Raw genomic sequence first — 14,552 nt, forward strand, 5'->3', positions numbered from 1 at the left:
CTGCAACTCGTGCAGCGATGCTCGAAAATTAACTTTCGTAATAATTCATTCGCATGAATTACTGCTTGGTCACTCTTCAAGACTTGATATTTTTTTGCTACCGAAGTAGCTGGATATCGTCTTGTGAGTGCCCACACAGATTGTCTGATAAATTGTTAAAGAGCGTTCGTTACCGTGATATTTCTCGGTAACGCGGGAGGTGCATATTACGCTTTCCCGCTGAAGAGTCAACCTTTTTCTCTTACGAGACGCGGTGTTTTCACCGGGTTGCTTCTTCCTGGCTGGGCGACTGGTTCTCGTTAGAGGAGTCGTTGTTCCCGGTCAGTGGAGGCGCATTATAGGGAGTTCTCAGAAGGGCGCAACCCCTAAATTCAAAAAACTTTTCAAGCGTTCAAAAAACCAGCCAAAACGTCATTCATGGGTATTTATTGAGCAAAAAAGGACGGTTTTAAGAGTTTTGCTCGAAGAAAACCCGTCAACCAGGCTAAAGCCAAAGAAAAGGGGGCGGTAAAAACCGCCCCCTTCTATATAGCTACCAACAGATACTTTTATTGCTTGGCAACGATATGGTCGTTTTCCACGTCCAGCGTCACCGGTTTGCCTGGGATCAACTTGCCAGACAAGATTTGCTGTGCCAGCGGGTTTTCGATTTCCTGCTGGATAGCGCGTTTCAACGGCCGCGCACCATACACAGGGTCGTAACCCGTTTTGCCCAACAGCTCCAAGGCCGGTTCCGTGATGCTGACTTCGTAGCCGCGCTCTTCCAGACGCTGGTACAGACGTGCCAACTGGATCTTGGCAATCTGCGCGATATGTTTCTGGCCGAGCGGATGGAACACCACCACTTCGTCGATACGGTTGATGAATTCCGGACGGAAATGTTGGCTCACCATCTCCATGACCGATTCCTTCATCTGCGGATAGCTCATCTGACCGAAATGCTCCTGGATCAGATCGGAACCCAGGTTAGAGGTCATGATCACCACGGTATTACGGAAATCAACGGTACGACCTTGTCCGTCTGTCAGACGTCCGTCATCCAACACCTGCAACAGGATGTTGAACACGTCTGGGTGCGCTTTTTCCACTTCATCCAGCAGGATCACTGAATACGGACGACGGCGCACCGCTTCTGTCAGATAACCGCCCTCTTCATAACCAACATAACCTGGAGGCGCACCCACCAGCCGCGATACGGAGTGTTTCTCCATAAACTCGGACATGTCGATACGCACCATCGCGTCATCACTGTCGAACAGGAACCCAGCCAACGCCTTACACAGTTCGGTTTTACCCACCCCGGTAGGCCCCAGGAACAGGAATGAACCGATCGGCCGGTTAGGATCGGAAAGACCGGCACGGCTACGGCGAATAGCATTGGACACCGCGTTCACCGCTTCATCCTGGCCAATCACCCGTGAGTGCAGCTCCTGCTCAAGACGCAGCAGTTTGTCGCGCTCACCTTCCAGCATTCTGGCTACCGGGATACCGGTCGCTTTCGCCAATACTTCAGCGATTTCGGCGTCGGTAACGCGGTTACGCAGCAGCTTCATGGTCTTGCCTTCTGCCTGCGTGGCCGCCTCAAGCTGTTTTTCCAGCTCAGGGATTTTGCCATACTGCAGTTCAGACATGCGCCCAAGGTCACCTACACGGCGCGCCTGCTCCAGCGTGATCTTGGCCTGTTCCAGTTCCGCCTTGATATTCTGGGTACCAGACAGCGAAGCCTTTTCCGCTTTCCACTCTTCTTCCAGTTCTGAGTATTCGCGCTCTTTCTGCTCCAGCTCGCTACTCAGCATTTCCAGGCGTTTCTTGCTGGCGTCATCCGATTCCTTGTTCAGTGCCTGCTCTTCCAGTTTCAACTGGATGATGCGGCGCTCCAGGCGATCGAGCGATTCCGGTTTAGAGTCCATCTGCATACGAATGCTGGAGGCGGCCTCATCGATCAGGTCGATGGCCTTATCCGGCAACTGACGGTCGGAAACATAGCGGTGCGATAGCGTTGCCGCCGCTACGATCGCCGGGTCCGTGATCTGCACGTGGTGATGCAGCTCATAGCGTTCTTTCAGGCCACGCAGGATGGCGATGGTGTCTTCCACGCTCGGTTCCGCGACATAGACTTTCTGGAAGCGGCGCTCCAGCGCAGCATCCTTCTCTATATATTGGCGATACTCGTTTAGCGTGGTCGCCCCTACGCAGTGCAGTTCCCCACGGGCAAGCGCGGGTTTGAGCATGTTGCCAGCATCCATCGCGCCATCGGCTTTACCGGCACCCACCATGGTATGCAGCTCATCGATGAACAGGATGACGCTGCCTTCCTGTTTGGAAAGATCGCTCAGCACCGCCTTCAGGCGTTCTTCAAATTCGCCCCGGTATTTCGCCCCGGCAATCAACGCGCCCATATCCAGGGAAAGCACACGTTTATGCTTCAGCCCTTCGGGAACTTCACCGTTGATAATGCGCTGAGCCAAGCCTTCAACGATGGCGGTTTTACCGACACCAGGCTCACCAATCAGTACCGGGTTGTTTTTGGTACGGCGTTGCAGCACCTGAATGGTGCGGCGGATCTCTTCATCACGGCCAATCACCGGGTCAAGCTTGCCCTGTTCCGCACGCTCAGTGAGATCGATAGTGTATTTTTTCAGAGCCTGACGCTGATCTTCAGCACCTTGGTCATCCACGCTGTCTCCTCCCCGCATTTGCTCAATGGCTTTGGCTATTTTGTCCGCTGTGGCACCGGCAGCTTTCAGCAGATCGGTCAAATTACCGCGATCTTCAAGCACCGCCAGCACAAACAGCTCGGATGAAATAAACTTGTCTGCCCGCTTTTGCGCCAGCTTGTCGCAAAGGTTGAGGACGCGTACCAGTTCATGTGAGGGTTGAACATCCCCACCGGTACCTTCAACCTGTGGCAGACGAGACAATGCCTGATCGATGTCGGTACGCACTCGCGCAGCATCAATCCCGGCAGAAGTCAGTAATGGGCGAACCGTGCCCCCATCCTGATTGAGCAGGGCGCTCATCAGATGTAACGGTTCAATAAATTGATTGTCGCGCCCAAGGGCCAAAGATTGGGCATCGGCGAGGGCAAGCTGGAATTTGTTAGTAAGACGATCCAGACGCATAACACCTCCAATGTAGGTCAAAATTGCTACTGGAGATTAAATGAGGTCATCCCTCAAATTTTCAAGGTTATCTCGACACTATATTATGAGTACAACGTCATGCATCAGTGGATCGTCCTAGGGCAGTAGGTTATCTCACCCAGATCAAACTTGCCATACGTCCGGTTGTTCCGTCGCGCCGATAGGAGAAAAAATGACTCATTTCGTTCATTGTGCAACGATTACCGCCATAAATGGCGAAAATACCAGCACGTTGAAGGCGCTGGCGAGCCAAAAGATAGAGGTCTGCGAGGAATTTTTCACCATGGGAAGTAAAAGCGGCAGCGGCGGCGCTATCAATATCCATAAATGCCGCACGCACTTCAGCCCCAACTTCGAACCGGTTTGGGCCGATCGCCGGGCCTAGCCAGGCTGTGATGTTTTCTGGTGCCGCAGCAAAGCGCGCCACGGTATTTTCCAGCACGCCATGACATAAGCCACGCCAACCGGCATGCGCGGCGGCAACTTCATCACCTGCTTGTGAAGCAAACAGCACCGGCAGGCAATCCGCTGTCATCACCGCGCAGACCAACCCGGCCACATTGCTGTAAACCGCATCGGCGCGCAAATCTTCAGGCGTTTGGCCATCGAGCGTCAGTACACGAGTGCCATGTACCTGCTCCAGCCACAGTGGCATCTGCGGCAAGCCAGCCGCCGTTACCAGGCATTGGCGGTTACGCGCCACGGCCTGTGCATCATCACCAACATGCTCACCGAGGTTCAGTGAGTCATAGGGAGGAAGGCTGACACCGCCATGACGAGTGGAGCTGCAGGCTGTTACCCCTGCAGGCAACGGCCAATCGGGTACAATCAGCGAACTCATTACCAATCCATCTGATCTTTGAATTCTTCGGTATCGAGCTTCAGCGCGTTGATCAGATCGACCATATCCTGTGGGATTGGCGCATGCCATTCCATCTGGATACCGCTGATCGGATGATACAGGCGCAACATGGTTGCGTGCAGTGCCTGACGGTCAAAGCCGCGCAACGTGTTGATGAAGGCCTCTGATGCCCCTTTTGGCGGACGTGGACGGCCACCGTAGAGTTGATCGCCCACCAGCGGATGGTCGATATACGCCATATGCACACGGATCTGGTGCGTACGGCCGGTTTCCAGGCGCAAACGCAAACGGGTATGGGCGCGGAAATGTTCCATAATGCGGTAATGAGTCACCGCAGGTTTGCCCATTGGGTGCACGGCCATGTGAGTACGTTTGGTGGAGTGGCGGGCAATAGGTTGCTCCACCGTGCCACCCGCGGTCATGGTGCCGATCGCCACCGCTTCATATTCACGGGTGATCTCACGCTCCTGCAATGCCTCTACCAGACGGGTTTGCGCTGGAACGGTTTTGGCAACCACCATCAGGCCGGTGGTATCTTTGTCCAAACGGTGAACGATACCGGCACGCGGTACGTCGGCAATCTCCGGGAAATAATGTAACAATGCATTAAGCACCGTCCCATCCGGATTACCCGCACCTGGGTGCACCACCAGACCGCGAGGCTTGTTGATCACCAGAATATCGGCGTCTTCATAGACGATATCCAGCGGGATGTCTTGCGGTTCCCAACGGGCCTCTTCTTCAATCTGTGCATCAATGGCGACCGTCTCTCCCCCCAGTACCTTCTCTTTCGGCTTGTTTATCGTTTTGCCATTGACCTGTACCCTGTCTTCCAGGATCCATTCTTTTATGCGAGATCTTGAATAATCAGGGAACAATTCGGCCAAAGCCTGATCTAAACGTTGTCCGAGTTGAGTTTCGGCCACCGTTGCGGTGAGTTGTACTTGTTGTGCCATATGCAGCTTCTTCGTTAACGTTGGGTTTTCACGGCGATGCCGTTTAATATAATGTGCTATTGTAACTGGTCTTTTGTCGGGAGCTTAACGGACAGTCTCCCAAAATAACACCCTGAGGATAATCTAAACGTCATGACGCGTATGAAATATCTGGTGGCGGCAGCCACGTTGAGCCTGGCGCTGGCAGGTTGCTCCACATCCAAGGATACGGTTCCCGACAGCCCGCCTTCGGAAATCTATGCTACTGCCCAGCAAAAACTGCAGGACGGTAACTTTAAGGGCGCGATTACGCAACTCGAAGCGTTAGATAACCGCTATCCATTCGGGCCGTACTCTCAGCAGGTCCAATTGGATCTGATTTATGCCTACTATAAATCTGCCGATTTACCTTTGGCACAGGCCTCTATCGATCGCTTTATGCGCCTGAACCCAACGCATCCGAACATTGACTACGTCATGTACATGCGCGGTCTGACAGATATGGCGTTGGATGACAGTGCACTGCAAGGCTTCTTCGGGGTTGACCGTTCTGACCGCGATCCACAGCATGCCCGCGCCGCATTCCGCGACTTCAGCCAGCTGATCCAGCAGTATCCGAACAGCCAATACGCGACCGATGCCTACAAGCGTCTGGTATTCCTGAAGGACCGTCTATCCAAGTACGAGCTCTCAGTGGCGGAATACTACACTAAACGTGGCGCTTACGTCGCGGTAGTTAATCGCGTTGAGCAGATGATGCGTGAATTCCCAGATACCAAAGCGACCCGCGATGCGCTGCCGCTGATGGAAAACGCCTATCGCCAATTGCAATTGAATGCTCAGGCCGACAAGGTAGCGAAAATCATCGCCGCTAACGCGTCTTGAGTCTTTGAGATGGGCAGAAAAACAAAACGGCAGCTTCGGCTGCCGTTTTCATTTGCTGCAAATTCGGCCTTTTTCAGGATGAATACACAAGCAAAAACACGGTGTTAGCAAGGCTTTACCACCGGTTAACTTATCGATAATGCGCGTTCTGCTGCCAAGACTCAAGTGTTAGATGGCGGTTTCAGACGCTAAATCACAGATTGAACTAACTTTGCAAAAAGTGACAAAAATTTGTGTTTTACATCACGCATTTCGGCAAAAAGAGCGGTATGCTGAATCTATCCAAGACGGAAAGACAGAGAGGTAAGTTATATGACACTCAACATTACCAGCAAACAAATGGATATCACCCCCGCAATCCGTAATCATGTCGAAGACCGTCTCAGTAAACTGGAAAAGTGGCAGGCGCAGCTGATCAACCCACACATTGTCTTATCTAAAGAACCTAAAGGGTTTGCCGTCGACGCTACCATTACCACGCCTAACGGTCCGCTGGTTGCCAGCGCCAAACATGAAGACATGTATACCGCCGTGAATGACCTGATTGCCAAACTTGAGCGTCAGCTGAACAAGGTACAACACAAGAGCGAAGCACGCCGCGCTTATGCCAGCGTGAAAGACCTGGCTCCGGTAATCACGCAGGAAGAAGAGGAATAACTCTGCAAGTGATTGTTTCACATCAAACGCGCCCGAGGGCGCGTTTTTTGTCTGCCGGTTTCTATTGACACAGTGAAAAGCCAGCGGTTACTTTAAACCCTGATTTACACACATTTTGGAACACCATGAGCCGTAAACCGTTTTTCTTCGCATTCTTTTTTACCTTCCCCTGATTGGGAGGCGTTTCGTCGTGTGAGAAAGAATGCGAAGACGAACAACCAAGCCTCCTCAAACAGGGGGCTTTTTTTATGGCTATTTGACAACCCGCCCCGCTGGGCTTCAAGCTGCGGCTTGCAAGACGACGGGATTAGAAGAATACAAGGCAAAGCTGATTATGACTGATAACCCGTTACTCGTGCTGCGCGAACGCATCAGCGCACTGGATATGAAATTGCTGGCCCTGCTGGCAGAGCGCCGTGAACTGGCGGTAGAGGTGGGCAAAACCAAACTGCATTCGCACCGCCCGATCCGCGATAAAGAGCGTGAGCGCGATCTGTTGGACGCCTTGATCAGCGCGGCCAAACCTTATGACCTCGATGGCTTTTACGTCACCCGCCTGTTCCAGCTGATTATCGAAGACTCCGTGCTGACCCAGCAGGCCCTGTTGCAGCACCAGCTTAACCAGACTAGCCAACATTCCGCGCGCATTGCCTTCCTGGGGCCAAAAGGTTCTTACTCACATCTGGCCGCCCGCCAGTACGCCGCTCGCCATTTTGATCAGCTCATCGAATGCGGCTGTCAGAAATTCCAGGACATCTTTACCCAGGTGGAAACCGGCCAGGCGGATTACGCCATTTTGCCGATCGAGAACACCAGCTCCGGATCGATCAACGATGTGTACGACCTGCTGCAACATACCAGCCTGTCGATCGTGGGTGAACTAACCTTGCCAATCGATCACTGCGTGCTGGTAGCCAGCGACACCGATCTGCAGCAGATCGAAACCGTTTATAGCCACCCGCAACCTTTCCAGCAGTGCAGCCAGTATTTGAACCGCTATCCCCACTGGAAGATTGAGTATTGCGAAAGCACCGCCGCCGCGATGGAGAAGGTCGCCAAGCTGAACTCGCCAAAAGCTGCGGCGTTGGGCAGCGAGGCCGGTGGTGCGCTGTACAACCTGCAAGTGCTGGAACATAACCTGGCAAATCAGCAGCAGAACATCACTCGCTTCATTATTCTGGCGCGTAAGGCGATTGAGGTTTCTGAGCAGGTTCCGGCCAAAACCACGCTGATCATGGCCACCGGTCAACAATCCGGTGCTCTGGTGGAAGCCCTGTTGGTGCTACGTGACAATGGCATCATCATGACCAAGCTGGAATCACGCCCAATCAACGGTAACCCGTGGGAAGAGATGTTTTACATTGATGTGCAGGCTAACCTGCGTTCTGTCGCGATGGAGAAGGCGTTGAAAGGGCTGACACCGATTACCCGCTCGCTGAAAGTACTGGGCTGCTATCCAAGCGAAAACGTGGTGCCGGTCAATCCGTCTTAAGTAGCAAAAAGGGTTCGGCTATGCCGAACCCTTTTTCATCTATTGACGGCTATCGTTCGCCTGACGCAGCAAAGAACGGCTCTCAACCAGGAAGCGCTGGGCATAATCACCAAACCAGTGCTCCACCTTCTGGAAGCTTTGAATAAAGGCCTGCTTGTCGCCCTGTTCCAGTAGCTTGATCGCCTCACCAAAGCGCTGATAGTAGCGTTTGATCAGATGAATGTTGTCTTCCGAAGACATGATGATATCGGCGTACAGCTGCGGATCCTGAGCAAATAGCCGCCCCACCATCGCCAGCTCCAGCCGATAGATCGGCGAAGAGAGCGCCAGCAACTGCTCCAGCTGTACGTTCTCTTCAGCCAGATGCAGGCCGTAAGCAAAAGTAGCAAAGTGGCGCAGCGCCTGGATAAAGGCCATGTTCTGATCGTGTTCGACGGCGCTGATACGATGCAAACGTGCGCCCCAAACCTGCAACTGCTCCAGCAGCCACTGGTAGGCCTCCGGCTGACGGCCATCGCAGTACACCACTACCTGTTTGGCCACGCTGCCAACATCCGGGCCAAACATCGGGTGTAACCCCAATACCGGGCCGCTGTGTACGGCCAGCATCGCCTGTAACGGCCGGTTCTTCACTGAAGCCAGATCGACCAGAATACAGTCCTGCGGCAGCGGCGGCAGTTGGGCGATTACCTGCTCGGTGATATGGATCGGCACGCTGACAATCACCATCCCGGCATCCGCCAGCAGGCTATCCGCCTGCGGCCAATCCTCTTGTTCCAACACTTTGACCTGATAACCCGACAGCGTCAGCAACCGGTTAAACAGGCGGCCCATCTGGCCATTACCGCCAATAATGACGATAGGGCGCAGCTGTGGGCACAGCGTTTTGAAGCCTTTATCGTTCTCACTGGTGTAGGATTCGCGCATCACGCGGCGCAGCACGTCTTCGATCAAATCTGGTGGAACGCCGAGGCTTTCCGCTTCCTGGCGGCGAGAGGCCAGCATTGCCGCCTCGCGCTCAGGTACGTAAACCGGTAAACCGTAGTGGCTTTTGACTTCCCCTACTTCCGCTACCAGCTCCAGGCGTTTCGCCAACAGGGCAAGCAGCGCTTTATCCACTTCGTCAATTTGATCGCGCAATGCGGTCAGTTCAGCCACCATAACTCACTACTCTCCAGTGCGTGCCATCAGCGCAGCGCCGAGATCCTGATGCATTTGGCGCAGCAGCGTCTCCGTGCTTTCCCAGTTGATGCAGGCATCGGTCACCGATACGCCGTAGCGCATATCCACACGCGGCTGTTCAGAAGACTGGCTGCCCTCGTGCAGATTGCTTTCCAGCATGATGCCGGTAATCGAACGGTTACCCGCTCTGATCTGCTCAACTACGGATTCGGCAACCGCTGGCTGACGGCGATAGTCTTTATTTGAGTTGCCATGGCTGCAATCTATCATCAAGGACGGATGGAGTCCCGCGTCCTGCATCTGTTTTTCGCAGGCGGCAACGTGCTCAGCGCTGTAGTTAGGCGTTTTACCGCCGCGCAGGATCACATGGCCGTCTGGGTTACCCTGGGTTTGCAGCAGGCAAACCTGGCCAGCCTGATTGATACCGACAAACCGGTGCGCCATGGATGCAGCGCGCATCGCGTTGATGGCCGTGCCCAGGCTACCGTCCGTACCGTTTTTGAAGCCCACTGGCATTGAAAGGCCGGAAGCCATTTCACGGTGCGTCTGGGACTCTGTAGTACGCGCACCGATCGCCGACCAGCTGAACAGATCGCCCAGGTATTGCGGGCTGTTCGGATCCAACGCTTCGGTCGCCAACGGCAGGCCCATACCGACCAGATCCAACAGCAGGCGACGCGCAATGTGCAAACCCGCTTCTACATCAAAGGATCCATCCATATACGGATCGTTGATCAGGCCTTTCCAGCCGACGGTGGTTCTTGGTTTTTCAAAATAGACGCGCATAACGATATACAGCTGATCGCTCAATTCAGCCGACAGGGTTTTCAGACGGCGCGCGTAATCCAGCGCGGCATCAGGATCGTGGATCGAACATGGCCCACAGACCACCAGCAGACGGTGATCTTGCCCTTTAAGGATATTGGCAATGGTCTGGCGGGCCGTAGCGATTTCCGTTTCATCGTTGGCACTGAGTGGGAACTGGTTCTTCAGCTCTTCCGGGGTGATCAGAACCTGTTCTGCACTGATATGTACGTTGTTGAGCGCGTCTTTTTGCATGATGCTATTCCTGTCGTTTGCCGTTATGCGTGTGCGTAATTAAAACATCGAGCGTTACAGGTGCTACCTTAACCACTCCTTGTAAAGTTTTCAATCCATTTGCTGTAAATAAAAAATTACCATCATAAACAGGAAAGACAATCACCGGCCACAGGAAACAAAAATCAGATTAAGCCATTGTTTTATTTTATAAAAAAATTGATCGCTCAATAAAGCATAACGAAGAGCCACCAACGGAAGCCCCCCTAAAAACCACGCAATGTAAATAAAATTGAACACTAAAGTAGGTTATTCATTGCCCCCTCATGAGTTCAAAAAACAACTTCCTCTGCGTGTAGGAGCGCTGCATGCCACGCCGCGCAGGTAACAAGTTCCTTGGCAAGCCCGTCCCATCCATCGCCAAATTAAACAACTATAAAACAATTGTCATACATTTAACTGGCAATTGATTTTCATTCTTTATTCATTTGAATCTATATCAGAAATAATAGTCACTCTATTGAATAAATATTGCGGGATCTCACAGTTATCCCTCGCCAAATAAATAACTATGGCATAAATCGCTCACACCTCTTTAGGGTTACTCTGCGAAGACAGAGCCCGTACTGCCTGCATTGAGGAGCGATGAGCGTTAGCAGTTTTTTCTTTCTGACAAGGGACTCTCATGATCACATTGCAATTCGCAATTATTATTATCTGCCTATTAGTCGGCACCCGATTTGGTGGTATGGGGTTAGGCTTAATAAGTGGTATTGGCTTATTTCTGCTGTGCTTTATATTCGGTTTGGAACCAGGCAAACCTCCTGTAGATGTCATGCTCACCATTTTAGCGGTGATCGGCTGTGCCTCGGTGTTACAAACCGCTGGCGGTCTGAATGTCATGATGCAATATGCCGAGCGGCTACTGCGCCGCCACCCACAACACATCACCTTACTCGCCCCCTTTACCACCTGGACGCTGACCTTCCTGTGCGGTACCGGTCACGTGGTCTACACCATGTTCCCGATCATTTCTGACATCGCCATCAAAAAAGGGATCCGCCCAGAGCGCCCTATGGCCGTCGCCTCTGTCGCCTCGCAGATGGCCATCACCGCATCCCCGGTTTCCGTGGCTGTGGTATCACTGGTTTCGATCATTGCGGCCGGTCATGGGATCGGCAAGGCCTACTCGCTGCTGGAGATCCTGGCCGTTTCGATCCCGGCTTCGTTGGTCGGCGTATTGATGGCGGCATTGTGGAGCCTGCGCCGCGGCAAAGATCTGGATAAGGATGCGGATTTTCAGGCCAGGATCCAAGATCCGGAGCAGCGCGCCTATATCTATGGCGGTACTGAAACCCTGCTCAATCAAACATTTCCCAAGCAGGCTTACTGGTCAACGCTGATCTTCTTCGGCGCTATCGCTATCGTGGTCATGCTCGGTGCCTTTGCCGATCTGCGTCCTTCCTTTGCCGATGCCAAGGGCGTATTGAAACCGCTGTCGATGAATCTGGTGATCCAGATGATGATGCTGATCGCCGGTGCCGTGATCCTGATGGGTTGTAAAGTCAAACCTAGCGATATCGCCAACGGTGCCGTGTTCAAAGCGGGAATGGTCGCCATCTTCTCGGTATTCGGTGTGGCATGGATGAGTGATACCTTCTTCCAGGCACATATGGGAGAGTTGAAGGTGGTGCTGGAAGACGTGGTGAAAAGCCAGCCCTGGACTTACGCCATCGTCTTGTTCCTGGTTTCCAAACTGGTTAACAGCCAGGCCGCTGCCCTGGCCGCCGTTGCACCAATGGCCTTGCAGTTAGGTGTCGAACCTAAAATGTTGCTGGCCTTCTTCCCGGCGGCCTATGGTTACTTCGTGTTGCCCACTTACCCAAGCGATCTGGCCTGCATCGGTTTTGACCGCTCTGGCACCACTCGCATCGGTAAATTCATCATTAACCACAGCTTCATCATCCCTGGCCTGATCGGCGTGCTGTGCTCCTGCATCACCGGTTATCTGCTGGTGATGACCTTCCTTTAATCGCATTTCTGCCGGCAACGGGCGATCCCCGTTGCCACTGTTAACACCCCCGCAAAAAGCCACCGGTATCACTAGACGAAAAGTGCATAAGTCCCCTGTTTAAACTAAAAACATAAGCTAACCAGGCCTATTTTTGTCCCCTCGGCGAATCGATATAATGTGACCGCTATCACTTATAATCACACTTAACTACTGGATCCAAAATGCTCTCTTTACGCGCTCATCGCGCCATTCCGCTGTTCTTTAGCTGCTTGACCGCCTTCACCAGTGTTTCCGTATTAGCCGATAATACCCTCTTCACCGCGATGGACGATCCGGCCACCGCCAAGAAGCCGTTTGATGGTAATGTTCAAGCTGGCTATAACGCCCAGTCCGGCAACACACAGAACTCAACCCTGTTGGCCAACACCACCATGACCTGGTTTAACAGCGATACGGCTTACAGCCTGTGGGGCTCGGCGAACAACACCACCTCTTCCAACGTACGCTCCTCGGAGAAATACCAGGCCGGTGGCCGTACCCGTTATAATCTGACGGCTCGTAATTATATGTTTGGCCAGGTTGGCTGGTTGAACGATCGTTACAACGGTTACGATTCACGCTCTACGCTGACCGGAGGTTACGGGCGCCAGATCTTTAGCGACCCACGCCAGGACCTGCGTGTCGAATTCGGCCCAGGCGTTCGCCATGATGAATACCACGGCGGTGGCCGCACCACTCGCGCCCTGGCCTATGGCGCAGCCAACTATTCCTACAGGCTGACAGACACGGCCCGCCTATCCGAAGGCCTGTCCGCTTTGGCGAACGACGAAACCACCGTTAACTCCGAAACCGCGTTAAACGTCGCCATCAATAACGACTTCGCCCTACGGCTGGCCTACACGGTGGTCTACAACACCAAACCACCTGCCTCGGCGCCGAAAAATACCGATACCACGACTTCAGTCACGCTGGTGTACGGTTTGTAATCTCGTCTTACAGCTCCGCGCAGTCCTTCTCTAAGCCCATAATTAATGGGCTTTTTTTATGCCCATTCCCGCATTGACCATTTTGCTAAAAATAGTCCTATCCTTGCTTGACGACTTTAGCATTTTGATTAATACTGTATGCATATACAGTAATTATTGCTAAGGTAAAAACCATGATAAACCCGGCAAATGAGGCCAGTATCGACCCGCTTATCGTGGCCGACCGTCGCGTTATCCTACAAAACAATCCGCTGCGACAGCAGATGTGGGGTTAATAGGATGGAGAGATTAACCTCATTCATTACCTACTCCGCAGCGCTGTTTCTCGCCTGGCTTGGCAAGCTCTCACCGCAGGATGTGGCCTTTCTGATCGGCGCGGCCGTAGGGATCGGCACCTTCCTGGTTAATTGGTACTACAGACGCAAGAGTCTGGAGATCCTCAAAAGCATCGAACGCGATGCGGCAGCACGGAGACTTTTTGATGAACTCAATCGTTAAGCGTTGCAGCGCCCTGGCCATTCTGGCGATCGCCATGCTGTTGCCGCAGGCCAATCAAATTAAAACTTCCGAACAAGGGCTGTATCTGATTGCCGATTTTGAGGGGTGCCAGTTAACCCCGTATCAATGCGCAGCAGGGGTTTGGACGCAAGGTGTCGGCCATACGGCTGGCGTTATTCCAGGTAAGTCCATCACGCCAGTGCAAGCGGCGGAAAACCTGATGGAAGATATCCGCCGGGTAGAGAGCCGCATAGCGGCATGCCTGCCACAGCAGATGCCCCAGGCCACTTATGATGCCGTCATGGCGTTTGCCTTTAACGTCGGTACGGGGGCCGCCTGTCGCTCGACCCTGGTTTATTTCCTTAACCATGGCCAATGGCAGCAGGCTTGCGATCAGTTACCGCGCTGGATTTATGTCAATGGCGTCAAAAACCGGGGGCTGGAACGCCGCCGGGCCGCCGAACGTGATCTGTGTCTCAAAGGTCTCAGCACGCCGAACACCACAAGTTTCCCAGGGAAAGAACAGCTCGCTCAGTAACTTTTTCGAGCATTGCTGACGAATAGTTTTTCACCGTTTTATCAAGAGGGGGTCTCTATGATGCATTGTCCACTGTGCGGTAGCGTGGCACACACTCGCTCCAGCCGTTATCTGAGTGAATCGACCAAAGAACGCTATCACCAATGCCGTAACATTAATTGCAGCTGTACCTTTGCCACCCATGAATCCGTGGCCCGGGTCATCGTTTCACCCGGCGACATCATTCCGGCGCAGCCTCACCCACAAGAAGGCAAACAGCGCGCCGCCGCGATGTAATGAAAAAAGGGGGTTACCATCTGGTAATCCCTTGGTTTCACCAGAA

Annotated in this window: 14 protein-coding genes and 1 other annotated feature; of the genes, 9 read left to right on the plus strand and 5 right to left on the minus strand. The window is 53.1% G+C overall.

Annotation, left to right across the window (positions count from 1 at the left end; all coding sequences use genetic code 11):
• Nucleotides 1-548: 548 nt before the first annotated feature.
• The 3 genes from clpB to rluD all read right to left on the minus strand — a co-directional run bounded on the left by clpB (nt 549) and on the right by rluD (nt 4,961).
• Complete coding sequence (gene clpB / locus IMQ33_RS14250) at nt 549-3,122, minus strand: ATP-dependent chaperone ClpB (RefSeq protein WP_021808129.1); 2,574 nt, start codon at nt 3,120-3,122, stop codon at nt 549-551.
• A gap of 130 nt (nt 3,123-3,252) precedes the next feature.
• On the minus strand, nt 3,253-3,984 hold the full coding sequence (gene yfiH, locus IMQ33_RS14255) for a purine nucleoside phosphorylase YfiH (RefSeq protein ID WP_196062262.1): 732 nt from the start codon (nt 3,982-3,984) through the stop codon (nt 3,253-3,255).
• Nucleotides 3,984-4,961: a 23S rRNA pseudouridine(1911/1915/1917) synthase RluD gene (rluD, locus tag IMQ33_RS14260; RefSeq protein WP_065686938.1), complete on the minus strand. Its 978-nt coding sequence runs from the start codon at nt 4,959-4,961 to the stop codon at nt 3,984-3,986. The genes yfiH and rluD overlap by 1 nt, the downstream gene beginning before the upstream one ends.
• A gap of 132 nt (nt 4,962-5,093) precedes the next feature.
• On the opposite strand from rluD, the gene bamD reads away from it, so the two are divergent.
• The 4 genes from bamD to pheA all read left to right on the plus strand — a co-directional run bounded on the left by bamD (nt 5,094) and on the right by pheA (nt 7,974).
• Nucleotides 5,094-5,825, plus strand: coding sequence for an outer membrane protein assembly factor BamD (gene bamD / locus IMQ33_RS14265; protein ID WP_021808131.1), 732 nt, complete (start codon nt 5,094-5,096; stop codon nt 5,823-5,825).
• Nucleotides 5,826-6,137: 312 nt separating this feature from the next.
• Nucleotides 6,138-6,482 (plus strand): ribosome-associated translation inhibitor RaiA, encoded by a 345-nt coding sequence (raiA, locus tag IMQ33_RS14270; protein WP_021182197.1) that lies wholly within the window; start codon nt 6,138-6,140, stop codon nt 6,480-6,482.
• A 124-nt stretch (nt 6,483-6,606) separates the two neighbouring features.
• Nucleotides 6,607-6,732: a sequence feature (Phe leader region), on the plus strand.
• Nucleotides 6,608-6,655: a pheA operon leader peptide PheL gene (gene pheL, locus IMQ33_RS14275; RefSeq protein ID WP_192958309.1), complete on the plus strand. Its 48-nt coding sequence runs from the start codon at nt 6,608-6,610 to the stop codon at nt 6,653-6,655. Its footprint overlaps the feature before it by 48 nt.
• Before the next feature lie 84 nt (nt 6,733-6,816).
• Nucleotides 6,817-7,974 carry a bifunctional chorismate mutase/prephenate dehydratase gene (gene pheA, locus IMQ33_RS14280; RefSeq protein ID WP_021182196.1) on the plus strand — a complete coding sequence of 386 codons (1,158 nt, stop codon included), beginning with the start codon at nt 6,817-6,819 and terminating at the stop codon, nt 7,972-7,974.
• A gap of 39 nt (nt 7,975-8,013) precedes the next feature.
• Here the strand turns inward: pheA and tyrA are convergent, their stop codons facing one another.
• Both tyrA and IMQ33_RS14290 read right to left on the minus strand, forming a co-directional pair.
• Nucleotides 8,014-9,135 carry a bifunctional chorismate mutase/prephenate dehydrogenase gene (gene tyrA / locus IMQ33_RS14285; protein ID WP_196062263.1) on the minus strand — a complete coding sequence of 374 codons (1,122 nt, stop codon included), beginning with the start codon at nt 9,133-9,135 and terminating at the stop codon, nt 8,014-8,016.
• A 6-nt stretch (nt 9,136-9,141) separates the two neighbouring features.
• The gene (locus IMQ33_RS14290) at nt 9,142-10,215 is read right to left on the minus strand and encodes a 3-deoxy-7-phosphoheptulonate synthase (RefSeq protein WP_065686941.1); all 1,074 of its coding nucleotides are present in this window, start codon (nt 10,213-10,215) and stop codon (nt 9,142-9,144) included.
• A gap of 664 nt (nt 10,216-10,879) precedes the next feature.
• Between IMQ33_RS14290 and IMQ33_RS14295 the strand changes: the two genes are divergently transcribed.
• The 5 genes from IMQ33_RS14295 (at nt 10,880) to IMQ33_RS14315 (ending at nt 14,506) form a co-directional block, all read left to right on the plus strand.
• Nucleotides 10,880-12,226, plus strand: a complete 1,347-nt coding sequence (locus IMQ33_RS14295; protein ID WP_021182193.1) for an anaerobic C4-dicarboxylate transporter — start codon at nt 10,880-10,882, stop codon at nt 12,224-12,226.
• Nucleotides 12,227-12,429: 203 nt separating this feature from the next.
• The gene (locus IMQ33_RS14300) at nt 12,430-13,194 is read left to right on the plus strand and encodes a YdiY family protein (protein ID WP_065686942.1); all 765 of its coding nucleotides are present in this window, start codon (nt 12,430-12,432) and stop codon (nt 13,192-13,194) included.
• 279 nt (nt 13,195-13,473) lie between these two features.
• Nucleotides 13,474-13,692 carry a holin gene (locus IMQ33_RS14305; RefSeq protein ID WP_021808134.1) on the plus strand — a complete coding sequence of 73 codons (219 nt, stop codon included), beginning with the start codon at nt 13,474-13,476 and terminating at the stop codon, nt 13,690-13,692.
• Nucleotides 13,676-14,230, plus strand: coding sequence for a lysozyme (locus IMQ33_RS14310; RefSeq protein WP_196062264.1), 555 nt, complete (start codon nt 13,676-13,678; stop codon nt 14,228-14,230). Before IMQ33_RS14305 ends, IMQ33_RS14310 begins: the two co-directional genes overlap by 17 nt.
• A gap of 57 nt (nt 14,231-14,287) precedes the next feature.
• The gene (locus tag IMQ33_RS14315) at nt 14,288-14,506 is read left to right on the plus strand and encodes an ogr/Delta-like zinc finger family protein (RefSeq protein WP_025120391.1); all 219 of its coding nucleotides are present in this window, start codon (nt 14,288-14,290) and stop codon (nt 14,504-14,506) included.
• The last annotated feature ends 46 nt before the right edge of the window (nt 14,507-14,552 follow it).

This window comes from Serratia sp. Res13-Sevr-LER1-36-b (assembly GCF_015673035.1).
Classification (GTDB): domain Bacteria; phylum Pseudomonadota; class Gammaproteobacteria; order Enterobacterales; family Enterobacteriaceae; genus Chania; species Chania fonticola_C.

Bases quoted from the DNA above. Each gene is read 5' to 3' on its own strand.
- tyrA (WP_196062263.1), bottom strand. From the start codon at position 9,135: ATGGTGGCTGAACTGACCGCATTGCGCGATCAAATTGACGAAGTGGAT.
- IMQ33_RS14305 (WP_021808134.1), top strand. From the start codon at position 13,474: ATGGAGAGATTAACCTCATTCATTACCTACTCCGCAGCGCTGTTTCTC.
- yfiH (WP_196062262.1), bottom strand. From the start codon at position 3,984: ATGAGTTCGCTGATTGTACCCGATTGGCCGTTGCCTGCAGGGGTAACA.
- IMQ33_RS14295 (WP_021182193.1), top strand. From the start codon at position 10,880: ATGATCACATTGCAATTCGCAATTATTATTATCTGCCTATTAGTCGGC.
- IMQ33_RS14290 (WP_065686941.1), bottom strand. From the start codon at position 10,215: ATGCAAAAAGACGCGCTCAACAACGTACATATCAGTGCAGAACAGGTT.
- pheA (WP_021182196.1), top strand. From the start codon at position 6,817: ATGACTGATAACCCGTTACTCGTGCTGCGCGAACGCATCAGCGCACTG.
- rluD (WP_065686938.1), bottom strand. From the start codon at position 4,961: ATGGCACAACAAGTACAACTCACCGCAACGGTGGCCGAAACTCAACTC.
- bamD (WP_021808131.1), top strand. From the start codon at position 5,094: ATGACGCGTATGAAATATCTGGTGGCGGCAGCCACGTTGAGCCTGGCG.
- IMQ33_RS14300 (WP_065686942.1), top strand. From the start codon at position 12,430: ATGCTCTCTTTACGCGCTCATCGCGCCATTCCGCTGTTCTTTAGCTGC.
- clpB (WP_021808129.1), bottom strand. From the start codon at position 3,122: ATGCGTCTGGATCGTCTTACTAACAAATTCCAGCTTGCCCTCGCCGAT.
- raiA (WP_021182197.1), top strand. From the start codon at position 6,138: ATGACACTCAACATTACCAGCAAACAAATGGATATCACCCCCGCAATC.
- IMQ33_RS14315 (WP_025120391.1), top strand. From the start codon at position 14,288: ATGATGCATTGTCCACTGTGCGGTAGCGTGGCACACACTCGCTCCAGC.
- IMQ33_RS14310 (WP_196062264.1), top strand. From the start codon at position 13,676: ATGAACTCAATCGTTAAGCGTTGCAGCGCCCTGGCCATTCTGGCGATC.